Annotated in this window: 26 protein-coding genes and 1 tRNA gene; 18 read left to right on the top strand and 9 right to left on the bottom strand. The window is 57.6% G+C overall.

What is annotated here, in order from left to right; genetic code table 11:
* The first annotated feature begins 12 nt into the window (after positions 1 to 12).
* The 18 genes from BMH52_RS21765 (at position 13) to BMH52_RS21675 (ending at position 14,506) form a co-directional block, all read left to right on the top strand.
* On the top strand, positions 13 to 1,737 hold the full coding sequence (locus BMH52_RS21765) for a tetratricopeptide repeat protein (protein ID WP_014716833.1): 1,725 nt from the start codon (positions 13 to 15) through the stop codon (positions 1,735 to 1,737).
* 4 nt (positions 1,738 to 1,741) lie between these two features.
* The gene (gene lolB / locus BMH52_RS21760; RefSeq protein ID WP_003188354.1) at positions 1,742 to 2,359 is read left to right on the top strand and encodes a lipoprotein insertase outer membrane protein LolB; all 618 of its coding nucleotides are present in this window, start codon (positions 1,742 to 1,744) and stop codon (positions 2,357 to 2,359) included.
* Positions 2,360 to 2,408: 49 nt separating this feature from the next.
* Positions 2,409 to 3,212 (top strand): 4-(cytidine 5'-diphospho)-2-C-methyl-D-erythritol kinase, encoded by an 804-nt coding sequence (gene ispE, locus BMH52_RS21755; RefSeq protein ID WP_178114207.1) that lies wholly within the window; start codon positions 2,409 to 2,411, stop codon positions 3,210 to 3,212.
* Between the two features lie 37 nt (positions 3,213 to 3,249).
* Positions 3,250 to 3,324 (top strand) — tRNA-Gln (locus tag BMH52_RS21750).
* A 46-nt stretch (positions 3,325 to 3,370) separates the two neighbouring features.
* Positions 3,371 to 4,312: a ribose-phosphate pyrophosphokinase gene (locus tag BMH52_RS21745; RefSeq protein ID WP_003171603.1), complete on the top strand. Its 942-nt coding sequence runs from the start codon at positions 3,371 to 3,373 to the stop codon at positions 4,310 to 4,312.
* A gap of 137 nt (positions 4,313 to 4,449) precedes the next feature.
* Positions 4,450 to 5,049, top strand: a complete 600-nt coding sequence (locus BMH52_RS21740; RefSeq protein ID WP_003188351.1) for a 50S ribosomal protein L25/general stress protein Ctc — start codon at positions 4,450 to 4,452, stop codon at positions 5,047 to 5,049.
* A 167-nt stretch (positions 5,050 to 5,216) separates the two neighbouring features.
* Positions 5,217 to 5,801 (top strand): aminoacyl-tRNA hydrolase, encoded by a 585-nt coding sequence (gene pth / locus BMH52_RS21735; RefSeq protein ID WP_010213318.1) that lies wholly within the window; start codon positions 5,217 to 5,219, stop codon positions 5,799 to 5,801.
* 22 nt (positions 5,802 to 5,823) lie between these two features.
* A complete protein-coding gene (ychF, locus tag BMH52_RS21730) occupies positions 5,824 to 6,924 on the top strand; it encodes a redox-regulated ATPase YchF (protein WP_073845020.1) in 1,101 nt (366 codons plus the stop codon).
* A 321-nt stretch (positions 6,925 to 7,245) separates the two neighbouring features.
* A complete protein-coding gene (locus BMH52_RS21725; RefSeq protein WP_072434142.1) occupies positions 7,246 to 8,169 on the top strand; it encodes a sigma 54-interacting transcriptional regulator in 924 nt (307 codons plus the stop codon).
* A gap of 243 nt (positions 8,170 to 8,412) precedes the next feature.
* Positions 8,413 to 8,637, top strand: coding sequence for a type III secretion protein (locus tag BMH52_RS21720; protein WP_073845018.1), 225 nt, complete (start codon positions 8,413 to 8,415; stop codon positions 8,635 to 8,637).
* Between the two features lie 485 nt (positions 8,638 to 9,122).
* Entirely contained in the window at positions 9,123 to 9,923 is an 801-nt protein-coding gene (gene sctJ, locus BMH52_RS21710) for a type III secretion system inner membrane ring lipoprotein SctJ (RefSeq protein ID WP_014716826.1), read from the top strand.
* A 13-nt stretch (positions 9,924 to 9,936) separates the two neighbouring features.
* Entirely contained in the window at positions 9,937 to 10,518 is a 582-nt protein-coding gene (locus BMH52_RS21705) for a type III secretion protein (RefSeq protein ID WP_224796991.1), read from the top strand.
* A complete protein-coding gene (gene sctL, locus BMH52_RS21700; protein WP_014716824.1) occupies positions 10,496 to 11,089 on the top strand; it encodes a type III secretion system stator protein SctL in 594 nt (197 codons plus the stop codon). The genes BMH52_RS21705 and sctL overlap by 23 nt, the downstream gene beginning before the upstream one ends.
* A 90-nt stretch (positions 11,090 to 11,179) precedes the next feature.
* The gene (locus BMH52_RS21695) at positions 11,180 to 11,395 is read left to right on the top strand and encodes a hypothetical protein (protein ID WP_014716823.1); all 216 of its coding nucleotides are present in this window, start codon (positions 11,180 to 11,182) and stop codon (positions 11,393 to 11,395) included.
* Entirely contained in the window at positions 11,396 to 11,788 is a 393-nt protein-coding gene (locus BMH52_RS21690; RefSeq protein WP_073845016.1) for a type III secretion protein, read from the top strand.
* Between the two features lie 14 nt (positions 11,789 to 11,802).
* The gene (sctC, locus tag BMH52_RS21685) at positions 11,803 to 13,944 is read left to right on the top strand and encodes a type III secretion system outer membrane ring subunit SctC (protein WP_073845014.1); all 2,142 of its coding nucleotides are present in this window, start codon (positions 11,803 to 11,805) and stop codon (positions 13,942 to 13,944) included.
* Positions 13,941 to 14,144 (top strand): HrpT family type III secretion system protein, encoded by a 204-nt coding sequence (hrpT, locus tag BMH52_RS29705; protein ID WP_014716820.1) that lies wholly within the window; start codon positions 13,941 to 13,943, stop codon positions 14,142 to 14,144. Before sctC ends, hrpT begins: the two co-directional genes overlap by 4 nt.
* Entirely contained in the window at positions 14,141 to 14,506 is a 366-nt protein-coding gene (locus BMH52_RS21675; RefSeq protein ID WP_014716819.1) for a hypothetical protein, read from the top strand. The genes hrpT and BMH52_RS21675 overlap by 4 nt, the downstream gene beginning before the upstream one ends.
* Here the strand turns inward: BMH52_RS21675 and sctU are convergent, their stop codons facing one another.
* From sctU to BMH52_RS21630, 9 genes are read right to left on the bottom strand one after another with little or no spacing between them, the layout of a single operon-like run.
* A complete protein-coding gene (sctU, locus tag BMH52_RS21670) occupies positions 14,507 to 15,604 on the bottom strand; it encodes a type III secretion system export apparatus subunit SctU (RefSeq protein ID WP_020301452.1) in 1,098 nt (365 codons plus the stop codon). It abuts the gene before it with no gap.
* Entirely contained in the window at positions 15,601 to 16,389 is a 789-nt protein-coding gene (gene sctT / locus BMH52_RS21665) for a type III secretion system export apparatus subunit SctT (protein WP_020301451.1), read from the bottom strand. Before sctT ends, sctU begins: the two co-directional genes overlap by 4 nt.
* Before the next feature lie 10 nt (positions 16,390 to 16,399).
* Positions 16,400 to 16,663, bottom strand: a complete 264-nt coding sequence (sctS, locus tag BMH52_RS21660; protein ID WP_014716816.1) for a type III secretion system export apparatus subunit SctS — start codon at positions 16,661 to 16,663, stop codon at positions 16,400 to 16,402.
* A 7-nt stretch (positions 16,664 to 16,670) separates the two neighbouring features.
* The gene (gene sctR, locus BMH52_RS21655; RefSeq protein WP_014716815.1) at positions 16,671 to 17,324 is read right to left on the bottom strand and encodes a type III secretion system export apparatus subunit SctR; all 654 of its coding nucleotides are present in this window, start codon (positions 17,322 to 17,324) and stop codon (positions 16,671 to 16,673) included.
* Positions 17,321 to 18,334 carry a FliM/FliN family flagellar motor switch protein gene (locus BMH52_RS21650; RefSeq protein ID WP_014716814.1) on the bottom strand — a complete coding sequence of 338 codons (1,014 nt, stop codon included), beginning with the start codon at positions 18,332 to 18,334 and terminating at the stop codon, positions 17,321 to 17,323. The genes sctR and BMH52_RS21650 overlap by 4 nt, the downstream gene beginning before the upstream one ends.
* Entirely contained in the window at positions 18,331 to 18,789 is a 459-nt protein-coding gene (locus BMH52_RS29335; RefSeq protein WP_014716813.1) for a type III secretion system HrpP C-terminal domain-containing protein, read from the bottom strand. Before BMH52_RS29335 ends, BMH52_RS21650 begins: the two co-directional genes overlap by 4 nt.
* A complete protein-coding gene (locus tag BMH52_RS21640) occupies positions 18,786 to 19,214 on the bottom strand; it encodes a YscO family type III secretion system apparatus protein (protein WP_014716812.1) in 429 nt (142 codons plus the stop codon). The genes BMH52_RS29335 and BMH52_RS21640 overlap by 4 nt, the downstream gene beginning before the upstream one ends.
* Complete coding sequence (locus BMH52_RS21635; RefSeq protein ID WP_014716811.1) at positions 19,201 to 20,559, bottom strand: FliI/YscN family ATPase; 1,359 nt, start codon at positions 20,557 to 20,559, stop codon at positions 19,201 to 19,203. The genes BMH52_RS21640 and BMH52_RS21635 overlap by 14 nt, the downstream gene beginning before the upstream one ends.
* A complete protein-coding gene (locus BMH52_RS21630) occupies positions 20,556 to 21,455 on the bottom strand; it encodes an FHA domain-containing protein (RefSeq protein ID WP_073845012.1) in 900 nt (299 codons plus the stop codon). The genes BMH52_RS21635 and BMH52_RS21630 overlap by 4 nt, the downstream gene beginning before the upstream one ends.
* Between the last annotated feature and the right edge of the window lie 21 nt (positions 21,456 to 21,476).

The following is a 21,476-nucleotide window of genomic DNA, read 5'->3' as shown; positions in this document are numbered from 1 at the left end:
TCCTCTTCCTATATGAATAGATCTTCCGCGTTGCTCCTCGCTTTTGTCTTCCTCAGCGGCTGCCAGGCCATGGCACCCGTGTCGCCGGACGCTACGTCGCCGGTGGAAGACAGCACTCCCGCCCCTGAAAAACCCAAGGTTTATTCCTCGTTCAGTGAAGAAACGATCTACAGCCTGCTGACCGCTGAACTGGCCGGCCAGCGCAATCGCTTCGATATTGCGCTGGATAATTACGTGACCCAGGCCATCAACACCCAGGACCCGGGGATTTCCGAGCGAGCGTTTCGCATCGCCGAATACCTGGGCGCCGACCAGGCAGCGCTGGACACCTCGCTGATCTGGGCCAAAAACGCCCCGGATGATCTGGAAGCCCAACGCGCCGCAGCCGTGCAATTGGCGCGTGCCGGGCGCTATGACGACTCCATGGTCTATATGGAGAAGGTTCTGCAGGGCAAGGGCGACACACATTTTGACTTTCTTGCGCTATCGGCCGCCGACACCGACCAGGACACGCGCAACGGCCTGATGAAGAGTTTCGATCGCCTGCTGCAAAAGCATCCGAAGAACAGCCAGTTGATTTTCGGCAAGGCCCTGCTGCTGCAACAGGACGATGAAGCCGACGCCGCGCTCAACCTCTTGGAACAGAACCCGCCGGAAGAAGGCGAAATCGCGCCGATCCTGTTGCGTGCACGCCTGCTGCAAAGCCTTAACCGCGGCAAGGAAGCGATTCCGCTGCTGGAAAAAAGCATCAAGAAATACCCCGGCGACAAGCGCCTGCTCCTGACGTATGCACGCATGCTGGTTGAGCAGGACCGGATGGAAGACGCCAAAGTGCAGTTCGCCAACCTGGTCCAGCAATACCCGGACGACGACGAACTGCGTTATTCCCTGGCATTGGTGTGCCTGGAAGCCAAGGCCTGGGACGAGGCCAAGGGCTACCTGCAAGAGCTGATCGAACGTGACAGCCACGTGGATTCGGCGCACTTGAACCTGGGCCGCATCGCTGAAGAGCGCAACGACCCGCAGGCGGCCCTGCTTGAATACGCCCAAGTCGGCCCCGGCAATGATTATCTGCCAGCGCAGTTGCGCCAAGCCGACATCCTGATGAGCAACGGCCGCACCGACGAAGCGGAAAAACGCCTGGCCGCGGCCCGCGATGCCGAGCCGGACTATGCGATCCAGCTGTACCTGATCCAGGCCGAGACCTTATCGGCCAACAAGCAGGGCGAACGCGCCTGGAAGTTATTGCAACAGGCGTTGCTGCAATACCCCGACGATTTGAACCTGCTGTACACCCGCGCCATGCAGGCGGAAAAACGCAATGACCTGGCGCAGTTGGAGAAAGACCTGCGCCTGATCATCAAGCGTGACCCGGACAACGCCATGGCCCTTAACGCCCTGGGCTACACCTTGTCCGATCGCACCACGCGCTACGCCGAAGCCAAGGTGCTGATCGAACAGGCCCACGCGCTCAACCCGGAAGACCCGGCCGTACTCGACAGCCTGGGCTGGGTGAATTACCGCCTGGGCAACCTCGACGAGGCCGAGCGCTTGCTGCGCCAGGCGCTGGAGCGTTTCCCGGACCAGGAAGTTGCCGCACACCTGGGCGAAGTGCTCTGGGCCAATGGCAAGCAGCGCGAAGCCCGACAAATCTGGGAAAAGTTCCTCAAGGAACAACCCGACAGCCCTATCCTGCGCAGCACCATCAAGCGCCTGACCGGATCCGAGACCCTTTAAGCTTATGTTCTTGCGCCACATTATCGTTTTCAGTTTCATCGCCCTGCTCGCCGGTTGCGCGGGCATCGGCAGCCGTGAATCCGTTGAAGGCCAGGGCAACCCGGCACAATGGAAACAACACAAGGACCAGCTCAGCAGCATCGATGGCTGGCAGATCGAGGGCAAGGTCGGGGTGCGTGCGCCGAAAGACTCCGGCAGCGGCACCCTGTTCTGGCTGCAACGCCAGGACTACTACGACATTCGCCTCTCGGGCCCCCTGGGTCGTGGCGCAGCCCGCCTGACTGGCAGGCCAGGGCAAGTAAGCCTGGAAGTGGCCAATCAGGGCCGCTACGAGGCAACCTCTCCGGAAGAACTGCTGGAGCAGCAGATTGGCTGGAAGCTGCCCGTCTCTCATCTGGTCTGGTGGGTCCGCGGCCTGCCGGCACCTGACAGCAAGAGCCGGCTGAGCCTCAATGGCGACAGCCGCCTCGCCACCCTGGAGCAGGATGGCTGGCAGGTCGAATATTTGAGCTACGTGGAGCAAAGCGGCTATTGGCTTCCCGAACGTATCAAGCTGCATGGCACCGACCTTGATGTCACGCTGGTGATCAAGGACTGGCAACCGCGCAAACTGGGGCAATAACGTGTCCGCACAAAAATTGACCCTGCCCTCCCCGGCCAAGCTCAACCTGATGCTGCACATCCTTGGCCGTCGTGAAGATGGCTACCACGAGTTGCAGACGCTGTTTCAGTTTCTCGACTACGGCGATGAGCTGACCTTTGCCGTGCGTGAGGATGGCGTAATCCAACTGCACACCGAATTCGACGGCGTGCCCCACGACAGCAATCTGATTGTGCGGGCAGCCAAAAAACTTCAGGCACAATCCGGCTGCCCACTTGGCATTGATATCTGGATCGACAAAATCCTGCCCATGGGCGGGGGTATCGGTGGCGGCAGCTCCAATGCCGCGACCACTTTGTTGGGCCTAAATCACTTATGGCAACTGGGCTGGGACCACGATCGCCTTGCTGCGCTGGGCCTCACGCTGGGCGCCGACGTCCCGGTTTTCGTGCGGGGGCACGCCGCATTTGCTGAAGGCGTTGGGGAGAAACTCACCCCTGTAGAGCCCGAAGAACCTTGGTATGTCGTGCTGGTGCCGCAAGTATCTGTAAGTACAGCAGAAATTTTTTCAGATCCGTTGTTGACACGTAACTCTTCTCCCATTAAAGTGCGCCCCGTTCCCAAGGGAAACAGTCGAAATGACTGCTTACCGGTTGTAGCAAGGCGTTATCCAGAGGTACGTAACGCTTTGAATTTGTTAGGTAAATTTACCGAAGCAAAATTAACCGGCACTGGAAGTTGTGTGTTTGGGGGCTTCCCAAGCAAAGCTGAAGCTGATAAAGTCTCGGCCCTTCTTACAGAGACCCTTACAGGGTTTGTAGCAAAAGGAAGCAACGTTTCGATGTTGCATCGCAAGCTGCAAAGTCTGCTCTAAAAGGAACCGAGTGTTAGGCACTCGTTGCAACAGATACAGGGGCGTCGCCAAGCGGTAAGGCAGCAGGTTTTGATCCTGCCATGCGTTGGTTCGAATCCAGCCGCCCCTGCCATTTTCTAATACTCATCCAGGTTACCCTCAGCCTCTAGGTACTGCGCGTGTCCAAGATGATGGTCTTTACGGGGAATGCCAACCCCGATCTGGCTCGACGTGTCGTACGTCAGCTGCATATCCCTCTCGGTGACATCTCTGTCGGTAAATTTTCCGACGGCGAAATTACAGCCGAGATCAATGAAAATGTCCGCGGTAAAGACGTCTTCATTATTCAGCCGACCTGCGCTCCGACCAACGATAACCTGATGGAACTCGTCGTGATGGCTGATGCCTTCCGCCGCTCCTCAGCGACTCGAATCACAGCTGTAATCCCTTACTTTGGTTATGCCCGTCAGGATCGCCGTCCGCGCTCCGCACGTGTAGCTATCAGCGCGAAAGTCGTTGCTGACATGCTGACCGTGGTAGGTATCGACCGTGTGCTCACGGTTGACCTGCACGCTGACCAAATCCAGGGGTTCTTCGATATTCCGGTAGATAACATCTACGGCTCCCCCGTCCTGGTGGATGACATCGAAGACCAGCGCTTTGAAAACCTGATGATCGTGTCCCCGGACATTGGTGGCGTCGTGCGTGCACGGGCTGTTGCCAAATCCCTGGGCGTGGACCTCGGGATCATCGACAAACGCCGTGAGAAAGCCAATCACTCTGAAGTGATGCATATCATCGGTGATGTCGAAGGGCGCACCTGTATTCTGGTTGATGACATGGTCGACACCGCCGGCACCCTGTGCCACGCGGCGAAAGCCTTGAAAGAGCACGGTGCAGCAAAAGTCTTCGCCTATTGCACACACCCTGTGCTGTCGGGCCGAGCGATCGAAAACATCGAGAACTCCGTGCTGGATGAACTGGTGGTGACCAACACCATCCCGTTGTCCGCCGCAGCTCAAGCCTGTGCACGTATCCGCCAACTGGATATTGCACCGGTCGTTGCCGAAGCGGTTCGCCGCATCAGCAATGAAGAATCGATCAGCGCGATGTTCCGTTAAGGGTCAAACCAACGGATCACCTCACTGACGAAAAGCGCCCCGCCCCAGCATTCCGCTGGGGCGGGGCTTTTTTGCCCATATCGAGTTCGGCGCTGGTCGCAAACGCCCCTCGATGATGGCTATTTTGGAGATACAACATGAACGAATTTACTCTGAACGCCCAAGCGCGTACTGACCTGGGGAAAGGTGCGAGCCGCCGCCTGCGTCACGCCGCCAACATCCCAGCCGTTGTCTACGGTGGTAACAAGCCTGCTGAATCCGTGACCATCCTGGCCAAGGAAATCGCCAAGCTGTTCGAAAACGAAGCTGCCTACAGCCACGTTATCGAGCTGAACGTCGACGGCGCCAAGCAGAACGTCATCGTTAAAGCGATGCAGCGTCACCCTTCCAAGCAGTTCATCATGCACGCTGACTTCGTTCGCGTTGTAGCTGGCCAGAAACTGACCGCCATCGTGCCTGTGCATTTTGTCGGTGAAGAAGCTCCGGTCAAGAAAGGCGGCGAGATCTCGCACGTCCTGAACGAAATCGAAGTGACCTGCCTGCCGAAAGACCTGCCTGAATTCATCGAAGTCGACCTGTCGGCTCTGGAAATCGGCGCCATCGTTCACCTGTCCGACCTCAAGGCCCCTAAAGGCGTTGAGTTTGTCGCACTGGCTCACGGTGATGACAAAGCTGTTGCCAACGTTCACGCTCCACGCGTTGCTCCAGAAGAAGCTGAAGAAGGCGCTGCAGAGTAATTCACTCTGTATTGCCGGAGCTTGAGGAAACATCGCGGACCGAAACGTAGCGAGAAAGCGGGCGATAACGCGGCGTTTACTCTTGAGTAAATGATGTAGTGTCGTCCACTTTCGCCGCACCTGGGTACGGCGATGTTATCCACAACTCCAAAGGAAGGGCTCCTGTCGTGACTGCCATTAAACTGATCGTTGGCCTGGGAAATCCAGGCGCCGAATACGAACAGACCCGGCATAACGCGGGGGCCCTTTTTGTTGAGCGCATCGCCCACGCCCAAGGCGTCAACCTGGTGGCCGATCGCAAATATTTTGGCCTGACCGGGCGCTTCTCGCACCAGGGTCAGGATGTTCGTCTACTGATTCCCACCACCTATATGAACCGCAGCGGCCAGGCTGTCGCGGCGCTTGCGGGCTTCTTCCGGATCAAACCCGAAGAAATCCTGGTGGCCCATGACGAACTGGACCTGCCACCCGGCGTAGCCAAGCTCAAGCTCGGCGGCGGGCATGGTGGGCACAATGGCCTGCGTGACATCATCGCGCAGTTGGGCAATCAGAATAATTTTTACCGTCTGCGGCTCGGCATTGGCCACCCAGGCGTTGCCAGTATGGTTTCAAATTTCGTCCTGGGTCGTGCGCCACGCGCCGAACAGGAAAAACTCGATGCCAGCATCGATTTTGCCCTCGGCGTGCTGCCGGATATCTTCGCCGGTGAATGGAACCGTGCGATGAAAAACCTGCACAGCCAGAAGGCCTGACTCTTATCCGAGGGGAAACACCATGGGATTCAATTGCGGCATCGTCGGCCTGCCCAACGTCGGCAAGTCCACCCTGTTCAACGCCCTGACCAAGTCCGGTATTGCGGCGGAGAACTTCCCCTTCTGCACCATCGAACCCAACAGCGGCATCGTGCCGATGCCGGACCCGCGTCTTGACGCACTGGCGGCCATCGTCAATCCCAAGCGCATCCTGCCGACCACCATGGAGTTCGTCGACATCGCGGGCCTCGTCGCCGGCGCCTCGAAAGGTGAAGGCCTGGGCAACAAGTTCCTGGCCAACATCCGCGAAACCGATGCTATCGCCCATGTGGTCCGCTGCTTTGAAGACGAGAACGTGATTCACGTCTCCAACAGCGTCGACCCCAAGCGCGACATCGAGATCATCGACCTGGAACTGATCTTCGCCGACCTCGACAGCTGCGAAAAGCAACTGCAGAAAGTCGCGCGTAACGCCAAGGGCGGCGACAAGGATGCAGTGGTCCAGAAGGGCCTGCTGGAGCAGCTGATCGCGCACTTCACCGAAGGCAAGCCTGCGCGCAGCCTGATGAAGAACATGGGGGCCGATGAGAAGGCCGTGATCAAGGGCTTCCACCTGCTGACCACCAAGCCTGTGATGTACATCGCCAACGTTGCCGAAGACGGCTTCGAGAACAACCCACTGCTCGACGTGGTCAAGGCTATTGCCGACGAAGAAGGCGCCATCGTTGTTCCGGTGTGCAACAAGATCGAAGCGGAAATCGCCGAGCTTGATGACGGCGGAGAAAAGGACATGTTCCTCGAGGCCCTGGGCCTGGAAGAGCCTGGCTTGAACCGCGTGATCCGCGCAGGCTACGAAATGCTCAACCTGCAGACCTACTTCACCGCCGGTGTCGAAGAAGTCCGCGCCTGGACCGTCAAGGTCGGTGCTACCGCGCCACAGGCTGCTGGCGTGATCCACACCGACTTTGAGAAAGGCTTTATCCGAGCTGAGGTGATCGCTTACAACGACTTCATCCAGTTCAAGGGTGAAGCCGGTGCCAAGGAAGCCGGTAAATGGCGCCTGGAAGGCAAGGACTACATTGTTAAAGATGGCGATGTGATGCACTTCCGCTTTAACGTGTAAGCACCACCGCAGTATTGACTGCGAACAAAAAGCCGATGCATTGCATCGGCTTTTTTGTGGCCGGCATTTAAGCTTACAAATAAAAACACATATCCAAATACTCAAATATCTCAGAATCCTCCTACTTACCTTTTTCGACGCATTAACCAAACTAAAGCCGAGCACATTAAAAATTTAAACTTACAGTTATTTTCCTACATTATTCCGGCACATAACTACCTCTTCGCCGGGTGAAAACTTTTATATTCTGCGTTCTACTGAGTTGGCGCTTGCACACCGTCCTTCCACAGTGAAGTACTAGCGAACAGGGAGTACACATCGATGTCGGCCTACGTCCAGAAGGATAATACAACAGACGTTTCACTCATCGATGGTCAGGAAATTGAAACCACACTTAACAACACCGCCGCGCTTAACGTTGACATCCTGCTGTTGGGAGAAACGGGTACCGGCAAAGATACGCTTGCACAACGGATTCATCGCTTATCGGGTCGACGAGGTAATTTTGTCGCCGTGAACTGTGCGGCCATCCCTGAAAGCCTGGCGGAAAGCCAACTGTTCGGTGTCAACAGCGGCGCCTACACCGGGGCAGTGCAATCAAGGGCTGGATTTGTCGAAGCCGCCCACTTGGGTACTCTGTACCTTGATGAGATCGACAGCATGCCCTTGAGCCTGCAAGCCAAGCTACTGCGTGTGCTGGAGTGCCGCGGGGTGGAGCGCCTGGGTTCGACTCGGTTCATTTCCGTGGACATGCGCGTCATTGCATCGGCCCAGCAATCCCTGCAAATCATGGTCGACCAGGGCGCCTTCAGGCGTGATCTCTACTTTCGGCTGAATGTCGTGAACATCGAACTGCCCGCCCTGCGCGATCGGCGCGAGCGCATCATCCCGTTGTTTCTGCAGATGATTCAGGAAGAAGCAGACCAGTTCAATTGCACACCTCCATCGCCTTCTGACGGCCTGTTGCATGAACTGCTCTGCCACCCCTGGCTGGGTAATGTTCGCGAGCTACGCTCGGCGGCGAAACGGTTCGTCCTGGGCCTCCCGCCGCTCTCAGCGCCCGCCTGCCGTCAGCCACCCCCTCAGACGGACCTGAAGGCACGCCTTCAACAAATTGAAAAAGCGTTGATTGAAGAGTCGATGTACCGTCACCACCACTGTGTGGATACCGTAGCCATTGAGCTGGGGGTTGCGAAGCGCACGCTGTATTACAAAATGAAACAATTGAACATATCATTGGCATAAGCTTGATGACGCCCGGTTCAAAAATCTTATAGTCAAAACATCAATGATACGAGCCAGCACATGAAGAGCCGATAGTTTCTCAAATATTGAGGATCATATTTCGTTACACCTCCGCTCAAAACTTTTGGAACGCATCCGTTTTATAGGCCACACAATTATAGCTGCAAAATATGTCAACAGCGTCATATCTATGATGATGTTACGGGCAGCGAATACAATTCTTAATTCACAAAGGACCCTTATATGTCAACTATTACCTCAGGCTCGATCTATTCACGAGCGTTGGAAAACACGTCTAACCCATTCACTAAATTTAACGGAGGCACAGGAGAAGGATTTGCTGGAGGTGGCGAAGATGGCGCCGAAGGCATCTTCGAAAAGATGAAGGCTGATGCCATAAAAAACGGCTGGAGAAGCGCTGAAGTGAAAAACATTCAAGGGTTGATCCGGTCGGGGTCCGGTCAATAATTATCGGGTGATCGATTACCTTTCAGGCTCTCTAGTCCGAAAGGTAATCATCCCCCCTCCCGACAGGCCAGTGTGTACGCCTGTAAAGCTGCGCCCACTTTGATCGAGTAAACCGCCATGCGAATAGCAAACGACCCTTTCTCACAGAAAGGCAGCAGTACGGAACATACCCGTGCAGCCCAGGAACAGTCGCCAGACGGTATGGATGCCAGTTTTTTCACATCGATGCTTGAACGCCCCACCAACGCGACTTCTGCCAAGCCTGAAGTCTCGCTCCTTTTGACAGAGGCCTCAAAGCACCTCAGTCACTCAAGAGATGGCTTCGCAAAAATAATCCGCTCAACCAAAAAAGGTATAGATGTTGAGGCCATCAGTACTTACCCACGAGAGTTATATAGCGCACAACTCACATCACAACTCATGGTGAAATGTCTGGCCAAGACAACACAGTGCATCGACAAGATCAGTAACATGCAGTCCTGAGCATGAATAACTCTCTGCGTGTCGTTTTAGTTTTGATCATGGCTTTTATACTGAGCGGATGCGGTGACCGAGTGGAACTTCATCGCCAATTGTCCGAGCAAGAAGCCAATGAGGTCGTCGCCGAATTGGCTGATAAACATATTCGTGCGCAAAAGACCCCGGCCAAAGATGGCGTCGTCGTAACGGTCAATACAAACGACATCGGGCGCGCCGTACGTACCTTGGAAGCGGCAGGCCTTCCTCGACTTGCCCGGACCACCATGGGGGATACATTTCGCAAGGAAGGGGTCATTTCCACCCCCCTGGAAGAGCGTGCCCGCTACATCTATGCCTTATCCCAAGAGCTTGAAACCACCTTGTCCAAGATCGATGGCGTTATTGTCGCACGCGTGCATGTGGTGTTGCCCGAGCGCATTGCGCCAGGAGAGCCGGTCCAACCTGCATCTGCCTCCGTGTTTATCAAGCATGATCCACGCCTGGATCCCGACAACATCCGTGCGCGGGTCCGCAGAATGGTGGCAAGCAGTATTCCCGGGATGACCACAGCGGTGGATAACCCGCAAAAACTCACTGTGGTGTTTGTACCTGCCTCCACTTATCAGGAACAGCAACGCCTGGTGTATTTCGGCCCCTTCCTGGTGCCTGGCGACGATCTCGGCTTCTGGCGAACCAGCATAATGATTGTGCTGCTCGCTCTGGTTTCGGCCGTGGCCGCCATGATCTTCCTCCAAGCGCGGCGCAAGCGTCACTCCCAGGAGCCGGCCATTAAAGGCGACTCAGCGGGGTCAACGCATGGCACCTAGACCCGACCCTCTCATGCGTGAACAACTGGCCTGGGCTCAGTGGTGGGCTTTTCCCTGGAAGCAGGCCCACGAAGACTGGCGAGGTGAGGAGTATCGTGCGATTGAAAGGCTTTTTTACAACGGCCGGTCAGTGCCCGACAACCTGACGGGTTTTAAAGCCTGCTTGCCTGCTGCGCCTCACGCTACCGTGCTTCGGTTGGCCCTGGCCACGACGGATCAACTGAACCTGGGGCTGGCATTGGTCACGCACATATTCAATCCCGAAGCGCCATCACCATTGAGTGAAAGTCATCACCAGTGGTGCATGCGCCTCTCCATGGCGCTGCACCCCTCCATGCTGCCCCCACATTCCGATCCACTGCGACTGCTTCATAGCTGGGTTGAACCGGCTATCTGGCAGCGTCTTCGATTGCGCTTTCCCCGTACACGTGTGAGCGAGGCTGAAATAGCAAACGCCCCACTCGAACATGCAAGCGGCCGATTGAACACTCTCTGGCAGGCCGTCGTCTGGCGCGTCACGACCATGGCGAGCGGCAACACGCCCCTGTCTCGCACAGGTGAGGAAAACAGTAATGTTATGCCGACATACTATTGAGTTACGCAATGACGCATCCGGCGCACGAGGAAGCCTTATCAAGCGCGAAGAGCTTGCCCATTGGGAACACGCCAACCACCTCCTGAGCCACGCCAAGGCCCAGGCCGACGAATTGATAAGTATGGCCGAGAAAAAATGCGAGGCCATGCTTGAACAAGCCTCATTGGAAATCTGGCAACGCGCAGATGCACAACTCAAGCAATGGGAACGCGACCGTCAAACGATGCGCGACAACCTTGAACACTATGCGACCTCCATAACCAACCAGGCCATTCGCTGCTTGCTCGGCGAGACGACTGCCCCGCAAAGGCTCGCAGCACTGTTAAAGCACTTGCTGGAGAGCCAAGTTCAGGAAGTCAGCGCGACGCTGCTCTGTCATCCCCTTGATCTTGAGGAAATAAGGCAGAGCCTTGCACGCCACAAGAGCAACGCCTGGAAGTTAAGCGCCGACGACACAGTTCATCTTCAGACACTCGTACTGAAAACAGATGAGGGCGACTTCCGTATCAGCTGGAACGCCATGCTCGACACTTTTTTCAAGCAGGATAAAGAGTACTTGATCGAGATTTAATCCTACGAACATAGAGACTTTCTTTATGTTAATCACTCAGAGCTGACTGTTTAAATTCATCCATCGACAATAGAAAACCGAGGAAAAATCATGGATTTTTTCAAAGAACTGACTCATTCGATTGCCCGAAATAAAACATCGACATACAAGGAGTTCAAAGCCGGCTTCGAAGAAAGCCTGGCCGCCGAAGACAGCGAACTCTTTCACAACTTGGTAACGCGTAGAGAGGTCACCTTTGCGCTTTATAACGAGCACGGTAAAACCGTCAACCAAATGCTTAAAACAACTATTGAAAGCTTCCAGTAGATGAAGGCGCTCGTGAGTGACTGGTTGAGCAGCGGAAAGGAAAAAATCGCTCTATTTGAGCGCGACGACGAAGTCACCCTGCAACGTCAGGGAGACACCGTTTTATTGGGGGCTCAACTGACCTCTTCTCTACCCGATAACTCAGCCTTGCAAGGCTGGCTGCGCCTGGGCGCGGCCAGCTTGAATCATTTTCAAGGTGCATTGGCTCAAAAAGCCGACACGGGAGCGCTATGGGTGATTAACAGCCTGCGCGCCGACCGTGGAGAAGCCGGCCTGCTTGGCTGCCTTGAAGCCCTGCTCAACCAACGCGACACATGGCGCGCAATCAATGCACGACTTGCTCGCCCAGTTCAAAACCTCAAACCCACCCCGCTAAGTTCACGTTCGTACTAATCAGAGAACTGTCTATGTCTAACAAGACCCATAAGGGCAATCGCTCGTACCTTGGCTCGCCTGCCGTTACAGCCAAAAGAACCCACTGGCGGAATGTGTTTTTGTTTTCCTGGTTGCTGGTTTCAGCACAAAGCGCGCTGGCCGCCATCCCTTCGGAATGGAAAAACACCGCCTACGCTTATGAAGCCGAGCATAAGCCGGTGCGCGAGGTACTCGAAGATTTCGCCCAGACCTTCGGTACACAACTGCAGATCGAGGGCCTGCTGGAAGGCATCGTCAATGGCAAGATACGCGCTAACACCCCGCAGTCATTGCTCGACCGCCTGGGGGTAGAGCATCGCTTCCAATGGTACCTGTACAACAACACGCTCTACGTCAGTACTCTGGACCAGCAAGAGTCAGCGCGCCTGGAGGTCTCCTCCGAGACCATTGCCGACCTCAAGCAAGCCCTCACTGATATCGGCCTGCTCGACAGCCGCTTCGGTTGGGGTGAGTTGCCCGACGATGGCATCGTGTTGGTCTCAGGGCCTCGGCGCTATATCGAGCAAGTCAAACAGTTCAGCAGCCAACGCCGCTCGGTGGACGAAAAACAGAGCGTGCTGAGTTTCCCGCTGAAGTTTGCCAATGCAGCGGATCGCCACGTGGATTATCGCGGCCAGAAGATCACCATTGCCGGTGTTTCCAGCATTGTGCGGGGCTTACTGGAGCCACGCTCCAACGCGACACCCCCTGCGTTAGCCCAGCGCCCCGCCTCACAGCCCGCCCCTCTCGTACCCAACGTTCCCCGCTTGAGCAACCCGTTGCTGGGGCAGATGCTCGCTACAAACAGCACTCCCATGCCAATGGATATTGGCGCCACACTCACCCCGCGGGCGCCGGCCCCCACCAGTCGCATTCGCGTCGAAGCCGATATGCGCAATAACGCGGTGCTCATTTATGACCTGCCAGAGCGCCAGGCCATGTACCGCGAGTTGATCGCTCAACTCGATGTGGCGCGCAAGTTGGTGGAAATCGATACGATCATTCTGGATATCGAGCGCACCCAATTGCGTGAATTCGGCGTGAACTGGGGGTTTCAGAACAGCCGTTTCCGTGGTGGTGCAAATATGGCGCCCGGCACATCGCAGCAGTTGTCGATCGAGAATCGCGACCGTTTCTATGCTGACATACGCGCCCTGGAAGCCAAGGGGCTGGCGACCATGGTGTCCAACCCCTCCGTGCTCACCCTGGAAAACCAACCGGCGGTGATCGACTTCAACCGCACTCAGTACCTGACACCCGGTCGTCAGAACGCAACCATCCTGCCGGTCACCGTGGGTACCAGCGTGCAGGTCGTGCCCCGCGTCATCACCAGCCGAGGCAGCCATCAGATTCACTTGGTGGTGGATATCGAGGACGGTACGTTCGATGAGTCCAACCCCAATCGTGACCTCAATAACTTGGATGTGCGCCGCGGTAACGTCAGTACCCAGGCGGTCATGGCGGAAAAACGCTCAATGGTGGTGGGCGGATTCCATGTCACGGAAAGCACCGACAAGCACAACAAGGTGCCGCTGCTGGGCGATATCCCACTGCTGGGCAAGGCGTTGTTCTCTTCAAGCGAACGGCAGAACAATCGGCGTGAACGCCTGTTCATCATCACCCCACGCGTCATCGGCGACCAGGCCGATCCGTCCCGCTACTTGCCTCAGGCAGACCAGGCCGAGTTGCAGACGGCCCTTGCACCACTGGCCAGGCGCAACGCCCCTCACCAGCCCGAGATCAAGCGTAGCGACATCATCAGCACGTTGGCGCATCTGGTGACGGGAGAAGTGCCCAAGGCCTTCAAGTTGGCGCCCATGCCCCTGGGATTGAACACGCTGTGCAGCCCCCGCGACTTGCTGGCGCTGAACAGCGAGCGCAGCCAATGGTACGCAGGCCCCGAGTACAACGTCGCCGTCGTGGTGATGCGCAACCAGTTCAACCGCAATGTGCGCATCGATGAAAAAGAATGCAGCAACTCGCAGACTTTGGCCGTCACCGTGTGGCCACGCGCCTGGTTGAAGCCGGGAGAAGAAGCCGAAGTCTTTATCGCCATGCGCCCGGTGAAGAAGGATGAACACCTCAGCGTTCCGCGCCCTACCTTGATTACTCCTGTCAAAAAGGCCCGACCATGAAGCATCAATTGTTGTGCGTCACCCTGATCGGTGCGGCGCTGCTCGTCAGCGCTTGTACCCCAACATGCAAAGGCGACTCCTGCTCACGCCCGCAGTCGACCGCGCAGAAGATGGTGATCTGGTGGCCATCGCACATGCGCGTCCAGCCTGGACCGTCCGGGGAGCGCGCGGACTACCAGACGGTATCGCTGGAGCGATGAGCACGACGCAAATGCCCGGCAACCAACCCCAGGTAGTGCTGAACGACCTGGTGAGCGGCGCTGCCGCTCACCAGTCCCTCGCGCCCGGTATCAAAGTGTGCACGTTGCAGGCCGGCAATCGCCCGGGGCTGGCTCTGCATGTCGCTCGCGAAGCGTTGCAAGCCGGGCAATTGCAACGGATATTACAGCGCCGCTTTGAGCAGGCCCTGGTCTTCGAGGGGTGCTTTGTCTACCTCGATGCCCAGGGCGCCATGGTGATCTGGCACGCGCTGCCAACACCGCCCGGCAATCTGGACAGGACGCTGAGCCGGATGCTCTCGCTGGCAGGTCTCAGTGTCCTGGACCCAGGATCCATTCGCTGATCAGCGCTGGTCAAGCTCCGGGAGCTCCAGCGTCTCGCGTTTGGCGTCATCGTCCAGCTCGCGCAAGGTGCGATAGATCAACGCCACGGCCTGCAGGGTTTCGCGAGGAATGCTGGCTCCCAACTTTTTGGTGTAGATCGTACGCGCCAACCACACACACTGAATCACGGGCACCTCGGCGGCCTTCGCGCGCGCGATCAGTTTTCGCGCCTCGTCGTCCGTGCCTTTACTGATCAGCAGGGGCAGAGGCGTCTTGCCAGGACGGTAATACAGGGCGACCGCAAAGTGCGTCGGGTTGACTACCAGCATGTCTGCCTCTTCCAGCTTGGGCAGTTTGACCTTCGGTTCCTCCTGGGCCAATTGCTGCGCCAACTGACGGCGCTGCCCCTTCACATGAGGGTCGCCTTCCATGTCTTTGTATTCTTTGACGACCTCAACCTGTGTCATGCGCATACGCTTGGCGAAGAAGTGCTTCTGCAACGTCAGATCGATCAACGCCAACACCAGCAACAGCCCCAGGCAGGCATGCAGCAAGTGACGGAACAACGCGATCAGCGCCAGTAGGTAACTCTGCAGATCGCTGTTGGCAAGATTGATCAACGCCCCCAAAGAGGGCCAAACCACCACGTACACAATCAGGCCCAGGAGGAACGCCTTGGCTATGCTCATCAACAGATTCATCAAAGACTGGGCAGAAAACATCTGCTTGATCTGGCTGATAGGGTTGAGGCGATTGAAATCCAGCTTGAGCGTTTGCGGGGCGAACAACAAGCCGAACTGCATCCAGCTGCCAATCAGCTTCGCAGCAATTGCAAGCCCGGCCATCAGCAGAGAGAACGAGAAAAACATGACCAGGCCCTCCACCAGTACTTCTTCCAGCACTCGCACAAACGGCTGGCTCAAGCGCGACATCGGGAACACCATCAGTTGCTGAAAGCGCTGCAAACTGGTCTCGGCAGTGAACAAGGCGACTTCACTGATAGCCGTCAGTGCCAACAGCTTGCTCACATCCTGGCTTTGCGCGACCTGACCTTTCTTGCGTTGGTCACGCAGTTTCTTGGCGGACGCCGGGTGCTTTTTTTCCCCCGAATCACTCACGGTGCCGAGACCGAGAACAAAAGCCCCAGATAGTGCTTAAGGTCACCCAGCTGGCTCATACGCCCGACAATAAGATCCTGCAACAATGCAAAGTACAGCAACAAAATACCGATTCCCGCCAGGCATTTAACCGGTGGCGCCAAGGTACTCACTTGCAATTGCTGGCTGTAGACGCCCAGCAACGCGATGCCAAACTCCAACAGCAACAACACGGCAATAAAGGGCGCAGCGTAAAGCATCATGTGCATGAACGTGTCACTCAGCATCCCGACAAATACGCTCATGCCATCAGCCGCTGGAAACGGAAACCACACGGTGGGTGGCCAGATCAGATAACTGTCCCAGATCACCTGGGTCAGCGTGCCCAACCCCAGAACGGCCATCAACAGGTAAATCGCCAGTTGCTTGAACATGTGCCCGATCGGTGTCGCGTCCGGCCCCAGTGACGGGTTAAGTTGGCCACCTGCCAAGGCTCCACGCTGGTTGTCCAGCAGTGCCCCGACCGACTCGAACATCCAGAACGGCATCGCCAGCAACACCCCGAGCAGCAACCCCAGGACCACTTCCTTGATCATCAGCGCACCGAGCATGATTGCTGAAGGGTCCTGCCCTGCCAAAGCTGCGTGAATACCCGGCGCGGGCAGCAGCGCCAGGACCATCACGATGGTGTGCCGAGGCAGGCCTCGCACGTGCTGAAAACAAAACGCCGCCACCAAAATGCCACAGGGGTAAATACGCGCCATGCCAATCACCAGGCTGGGCAGGTAGTCAAGATAAAGCAGCACAGGCGACGCCTCAGTTCAGGGCCGAACGGCCGATCATTTCAAACGTCAGGTTGATCAGCTGGATCAACTCAACGCCAATCCAGCGGCCCGTCAGGATCAATGTGACACCCACCGCCACTAGCTTGATACCAAAGGGTAATGTCTGGTCCTGGATCTGCATCAGTGCTTGTACCAGGGAAGTCAGTACCCCCACCACCACCGCCACGATCAGCGGCGGCGCCGACAGTACAACCACCAGCAACATGCCCTGCTTGAACAGCACGATAGGTTCCATACGCCACTCAGAGATAAGAAAGGAACAGGCTGTCGAGCAACCGCGACCAGCCAGACACCAGCACGAACAGCAGCAGCTTGAGCGGCAGGGAAATGGTCATCGGCGAGACCATCTGCATACCCAGCGCCAGCAGCAGGTTGGAAACAATAAGGTCGATCACGATGAAGGGGATATATATCAGGAACCCGATCTCGAACCCCGCCTGCAATTGCGAAAGCACAAAGGCCGGAATCAGCAGGATAAGATCCTCACGCTGCACCTCCTGCGCCATTTTCGCTGGCCACAGACGTGCGGTATTTTCCAATAGATGGGTCAGCACATCCGGGTCCACATTACGCAGCATGAAGGCACGCAAGGGGTTGATGGCCTCATTGCCGGTACTCAGAAACGTTTGCACGTTGGTCATGTCCAGAGGCGAAGCCTTAAGGTTCTCGGCGATCTCGTAACCCACCGGCGCCATGATGAACAAGGTGGCAGCCAGGGCGATTCCGTTGATGGCCATGCTTGGAGGCACCTGTTGTACGCCGATGGCATTGCGGGTAATCATCAGCACAATCACGATTTTCAAGAAGGCTGTGCAGACAACCAACAGCATGGGCATCAACGACAACGCCCCCAGAAATACCGCCAGAACTACCGGGTCCAGCCCCTGAAGAATCATCGACCGAACACCACTCGGGACAACTGCAACCCCAGACGCCCGTCAACTTCCACCAACTGTCCCTGGCCGATGGGTCGATCACCGTAATACAGTCCCGCCGTGCCCGGGGCGAAACCGGCAATGCCCAATACCGAGCCGGGCACGAGGTTACGCAGCTCCCCCAGGGTAAGGTTCAGTGTTCCGCAGCGTACGTTCAGCGTCATGCTCAACTCATCGAACGGCTCGGGGCCGAATACGTCCATGACAGGTTCATCGTTTTCATGCCCCGAGTAATGAGGTACAGCTAAATCTTCGTCCACGGACATGTCCTCGATAGAAGTAAGAATGAAACGTAACCGCCCGTTGTCATCGTCAATGCCCCCGTGCAGGCGCTCTCTGCCAACCTGCACATAGCCGCTGCCCAGGGCCTGGAAAAAGGTCTGTTCAAGCACCAGCACATCGCCGGTCCGCAGGCTACTGGCCTGTACAATCGGTAACCGCAACCGCCCAAGGGTCACGGCAATTGCCAATTGAAACGACAACGGCAGTGGCGCAGCCGTGGCCCGCCAGGAACTCGCCTCGTGCAAGGCCAAAAAGCTTTCGGGGCTCAACCAGGCATAACCCTCAGCCCAGGATGCCCCCAGGGTCACGGTGAGGCGGCAGCCAAACCCCCTTGGTCGCTCGGTGTGCAGCAATCTCACATAACCCAACAACGACCGCACTTCGGGGCTCAGGTAATACTGGAACAACGCCCAGAACCAGGAGTCTGGTTCGTTGTCGGCCCCAGCGAGGGTCACCGGACACTCGCCCATCAGGCTGAGCAACGGCCCTGCCTTAGCGAGCGCCAGCACGCCGCACTGCGTGTCAAAGCACACCGCTTCACTGCCAACTGGCGCACGTCCAGGCTCAAGCCGCAGCTCACCGGCCTGACCCGCGACATGGAACGGCAGGTACAGGCCGCGCCCCAGTCGGTTGCGTGCGGCAACCAAGTCGCTCTTGATCGACGGGAATGTCAGTAGCGGTACGATCATAGGTTGCCGACGCTTGGCACAAGTACGCTGACTGGCCGCCCCAGCGCTTGCGCAAAACGTTCCTCACACTGCTGTCGTACGCCACTGAGCCACCGTGCCGTGGCGCCCTGTTCTGCTTCCAGCTCAATGGTCCAGGCGCTCTGTTCTCGGCGCACGCTGGCATTGATCCGTCCCAGACGTGGCAAGTACAACACTGCCTGCAACGGCCATTGCGAACCGGCCAATACACGCGGCGCCAGCTGTTCGGCGAGCGCCTCGATCATGGCGATACCGGATGCTGATTTTTTTCCCGATAAGGAGGCTCCCGTCCCTGTGCCCTCACGCTCATCAGCAAACAGCCGCGCAAACAGTCGCCCTTGCTCCCAGGGCACCACGCCCGCTGTTCCCGGCTCACGTTCTTCCCGTGGCTCACGCAGGGGCGGTCTTTGAGGGGGTTTATTAGCAACCTTAGTCATGCCGGCTCCCGTGCCAGTAAAAGTGATAACTCCTGTAACTTTTCGACCTGTCGCAAGCATTCGGTGGCTTGCCTCTGGGCTTTGCCAACGTGGCTTTCTTTTACTGGCCGTTGGCTGCGCAACGCCTCAAGCTGCCCCTCTTCTCGCTGGGTGCTGGCGGATAAGGAGTGTTCCTGCGCGCGCCAGGATTTCAGCCCCTTCAAGGTCAGGGTCTGGCCCTGATGCTGACTGAGCAACTGCGCACTTTGCCGGGCTTCCTCCTGCCGAGTCTGTTCAAGTGCTTCCTGGGCCTGCTGGATGTGCGCAAGCAGGGCCTGCTGCGCACGCTTGGCCTCACGCAGGGCACGCTCGGCCCGATCGGCCCGGTGCCTGCGCAGGCGCCGCAGCGTCTCCACCTCACCGAGCAGTACGTCAGAATGGGACATGGGCGGTCAGCTCCTTGAGTTGCTCCAGCGTGACAGCCATCGGTGTCGGCTCACGCAAATCCTGGCGCAGGAAACCATCCACCGCTTGGCGACTGTTCACCGCCAGGTCCGTCAGGGCATCGCTGCCAGGCTGGTACTCGCCCAGCTTGAGCATCAACTCAATCTGCTGGTACGCCGATAGCAAACGCCGCAACGCCGTGCCCGCCTGGATATCCGCAGGTTCTGCGACGTTGCTCAATATTCGTGAAAGGCTCGCCAGCACATCCACCGCCGGATAGTGCCCACGCTCGGCCAATTTGCGCGACAGCACGATATGGCCGTCAAGCAACGAACGCACTTCGTCGGCCACTGGGTCGTTCATGGAGTCCTGCTCGATCAGCACCGTGTAGATCGCTGTGATCACACCGTCACGGGTCAACCCGGCGCGTTCCACCAGACGCGGCAGCAAGCTGTACACCGAAGGCGGCAGACCACCGCGTCCCAGGGGCTCACCGGCAGCCAGGCCAATTTCGCGCTGGGCCCTGGCGAAACGAGTCAGGGAATCAATCAGCAACAACACCCGTTGACCCTTGCGCCGGAAACCTTCAGCCAACGCCGTGGCGGTGAATGCAGCGCGAGCGCGCTCCATGCTGGAGCGATCAGACGTAGCACACACCAGTACCGCTTTGGAGCGCAGTTGCTCATCCAGCTCATGGTCGAGAAACTCACGCAACTCGCGGCCTCGCTCGCCGATCAGGCCGAACACGATGACGTCGCATTCGACGTTACGGGCGATCTCGGCCAACAAGGTCGTCTTGCCGCAACCGGCCCCGGCGAACAGACCGACGCGCTGGCCTTCACCCAGCGTCATCAAGCCATCAATGGAACGCACCCCAGTGGCCAGGGCACGGTTGATCCGCGGGCGCTCGGTGGGTAACGGCGCTTCACACAGCACCGCACTGGTATCGGGCAGTTCAGCTTCGACAAACGCACTGGCGCCCTGCCCCGTAATCGGTCGCCCGAAACCATCCAGTACTTGGCCCAACAGCGCCTCGCTGACCTGCACACGATGCGAAACGCCCAGGCGCTCAACGCCAGCGCCCACTCGTACGCCTTCCAGATTACCCAGGGCACTGAGTACTGCATCCTGCTGATCAAAGCCGATGATTTCGGCGAGCATGAAATCGCCCGGCCCTTTTTCCACTTGGCACAAATCGCCGATGCGCGCCTGAGGCAATCGGCATTGCAGCAACATGCCATTGACGCGCTGGATGCGACCACGCATCGCCACTGGCGCAAAGCTGCTCAGCGCCTGGGCCTGGCGCTGTTGCCAGGCGTCGAGACGCGCTTGCAATTGCGTACTCACCAAAGCACCTCATAACGCTGCGCGCCGTCGAAAACCACCTTGCTGTTGTCGATCAACACCAGGCGCAGGCCATCTACCTGATCCCCCAGAAAAAGCCGGCTCCCCTCTTCCAGAACCACGTGGCCGTTCGGTCCGCCCACTATCTGCACAATCCTGAACGGCAAGGCCCCATCGCGCACACGGACACGACTGATCACCGGCACCGCACTGTCGAATTGCTCACCAAAACGGCTGAGCATCCGCGACACCAACTCCACATCTTCCTGGGAAACATCCCCGCTCAGCACGACTTGGCCGTTGATCACCTGCAAGCCGATGCGCGGGTTCAACTCACGCTCGCCAAGCATCTTCACCAACTGTTGGCGCACATCAATCGGTGAGGCCAGTTCCTGTTTGCCAGCCACCGCAGGCATCAGCGAAGCCTGGGCCTCATGCTCCCCTGTCGAGACCATGCCCACTACGGCGATGATGATCGCCATCACCAGCACCAGGCTGATCAAGCGCTTTTGCTGCGAGGGCGCAATGGCGGACAACATCAGTGCCTGCGCGGGTTCATCCGGCGATGGCACCGCTGCGGCCGCCGGCGCCACAGGCTCGGGCCACGGTTGATCCGCCAGGGTGACGCACAACCTTACGCTGCCCACCAGAAAGGGCACGTTCAATGCCAGATTCGGGATCTGCGCCATGGCTTGCCCAGCAGCCCCGTACAACAGTTCCGCCTGGGCCTGCACCGACCAGTTAGCCTCAAAAAAGCGCAGCAACGCATGCTGCTCGGCAACCCCTGGATCGTTCAGCACCAAGTCAGCATCTGCCTGGGCGCCAATGCTCCATTGTTCGCCAAACAACGGCAACGCAGCGCCCTGGCGCTGGCCATCAAGCACCCTTAGCTCATACATTATCGAGCCCTCCTTCGTATT

The organism is Pseudomonas sp. BTN1 (genome assembly GCF_001907715.1).
Classification (GTDB): Bacteria; Pseudomonadota; Gammaproteobacteria; order Pseudomonadales; family Pseudomonadaceae; genus Aquipseudomonas; species Aquipseudomonas paracarnis.
This window is presented reverse-complemented; position numbering and strand designations above follow the sequence as displayed.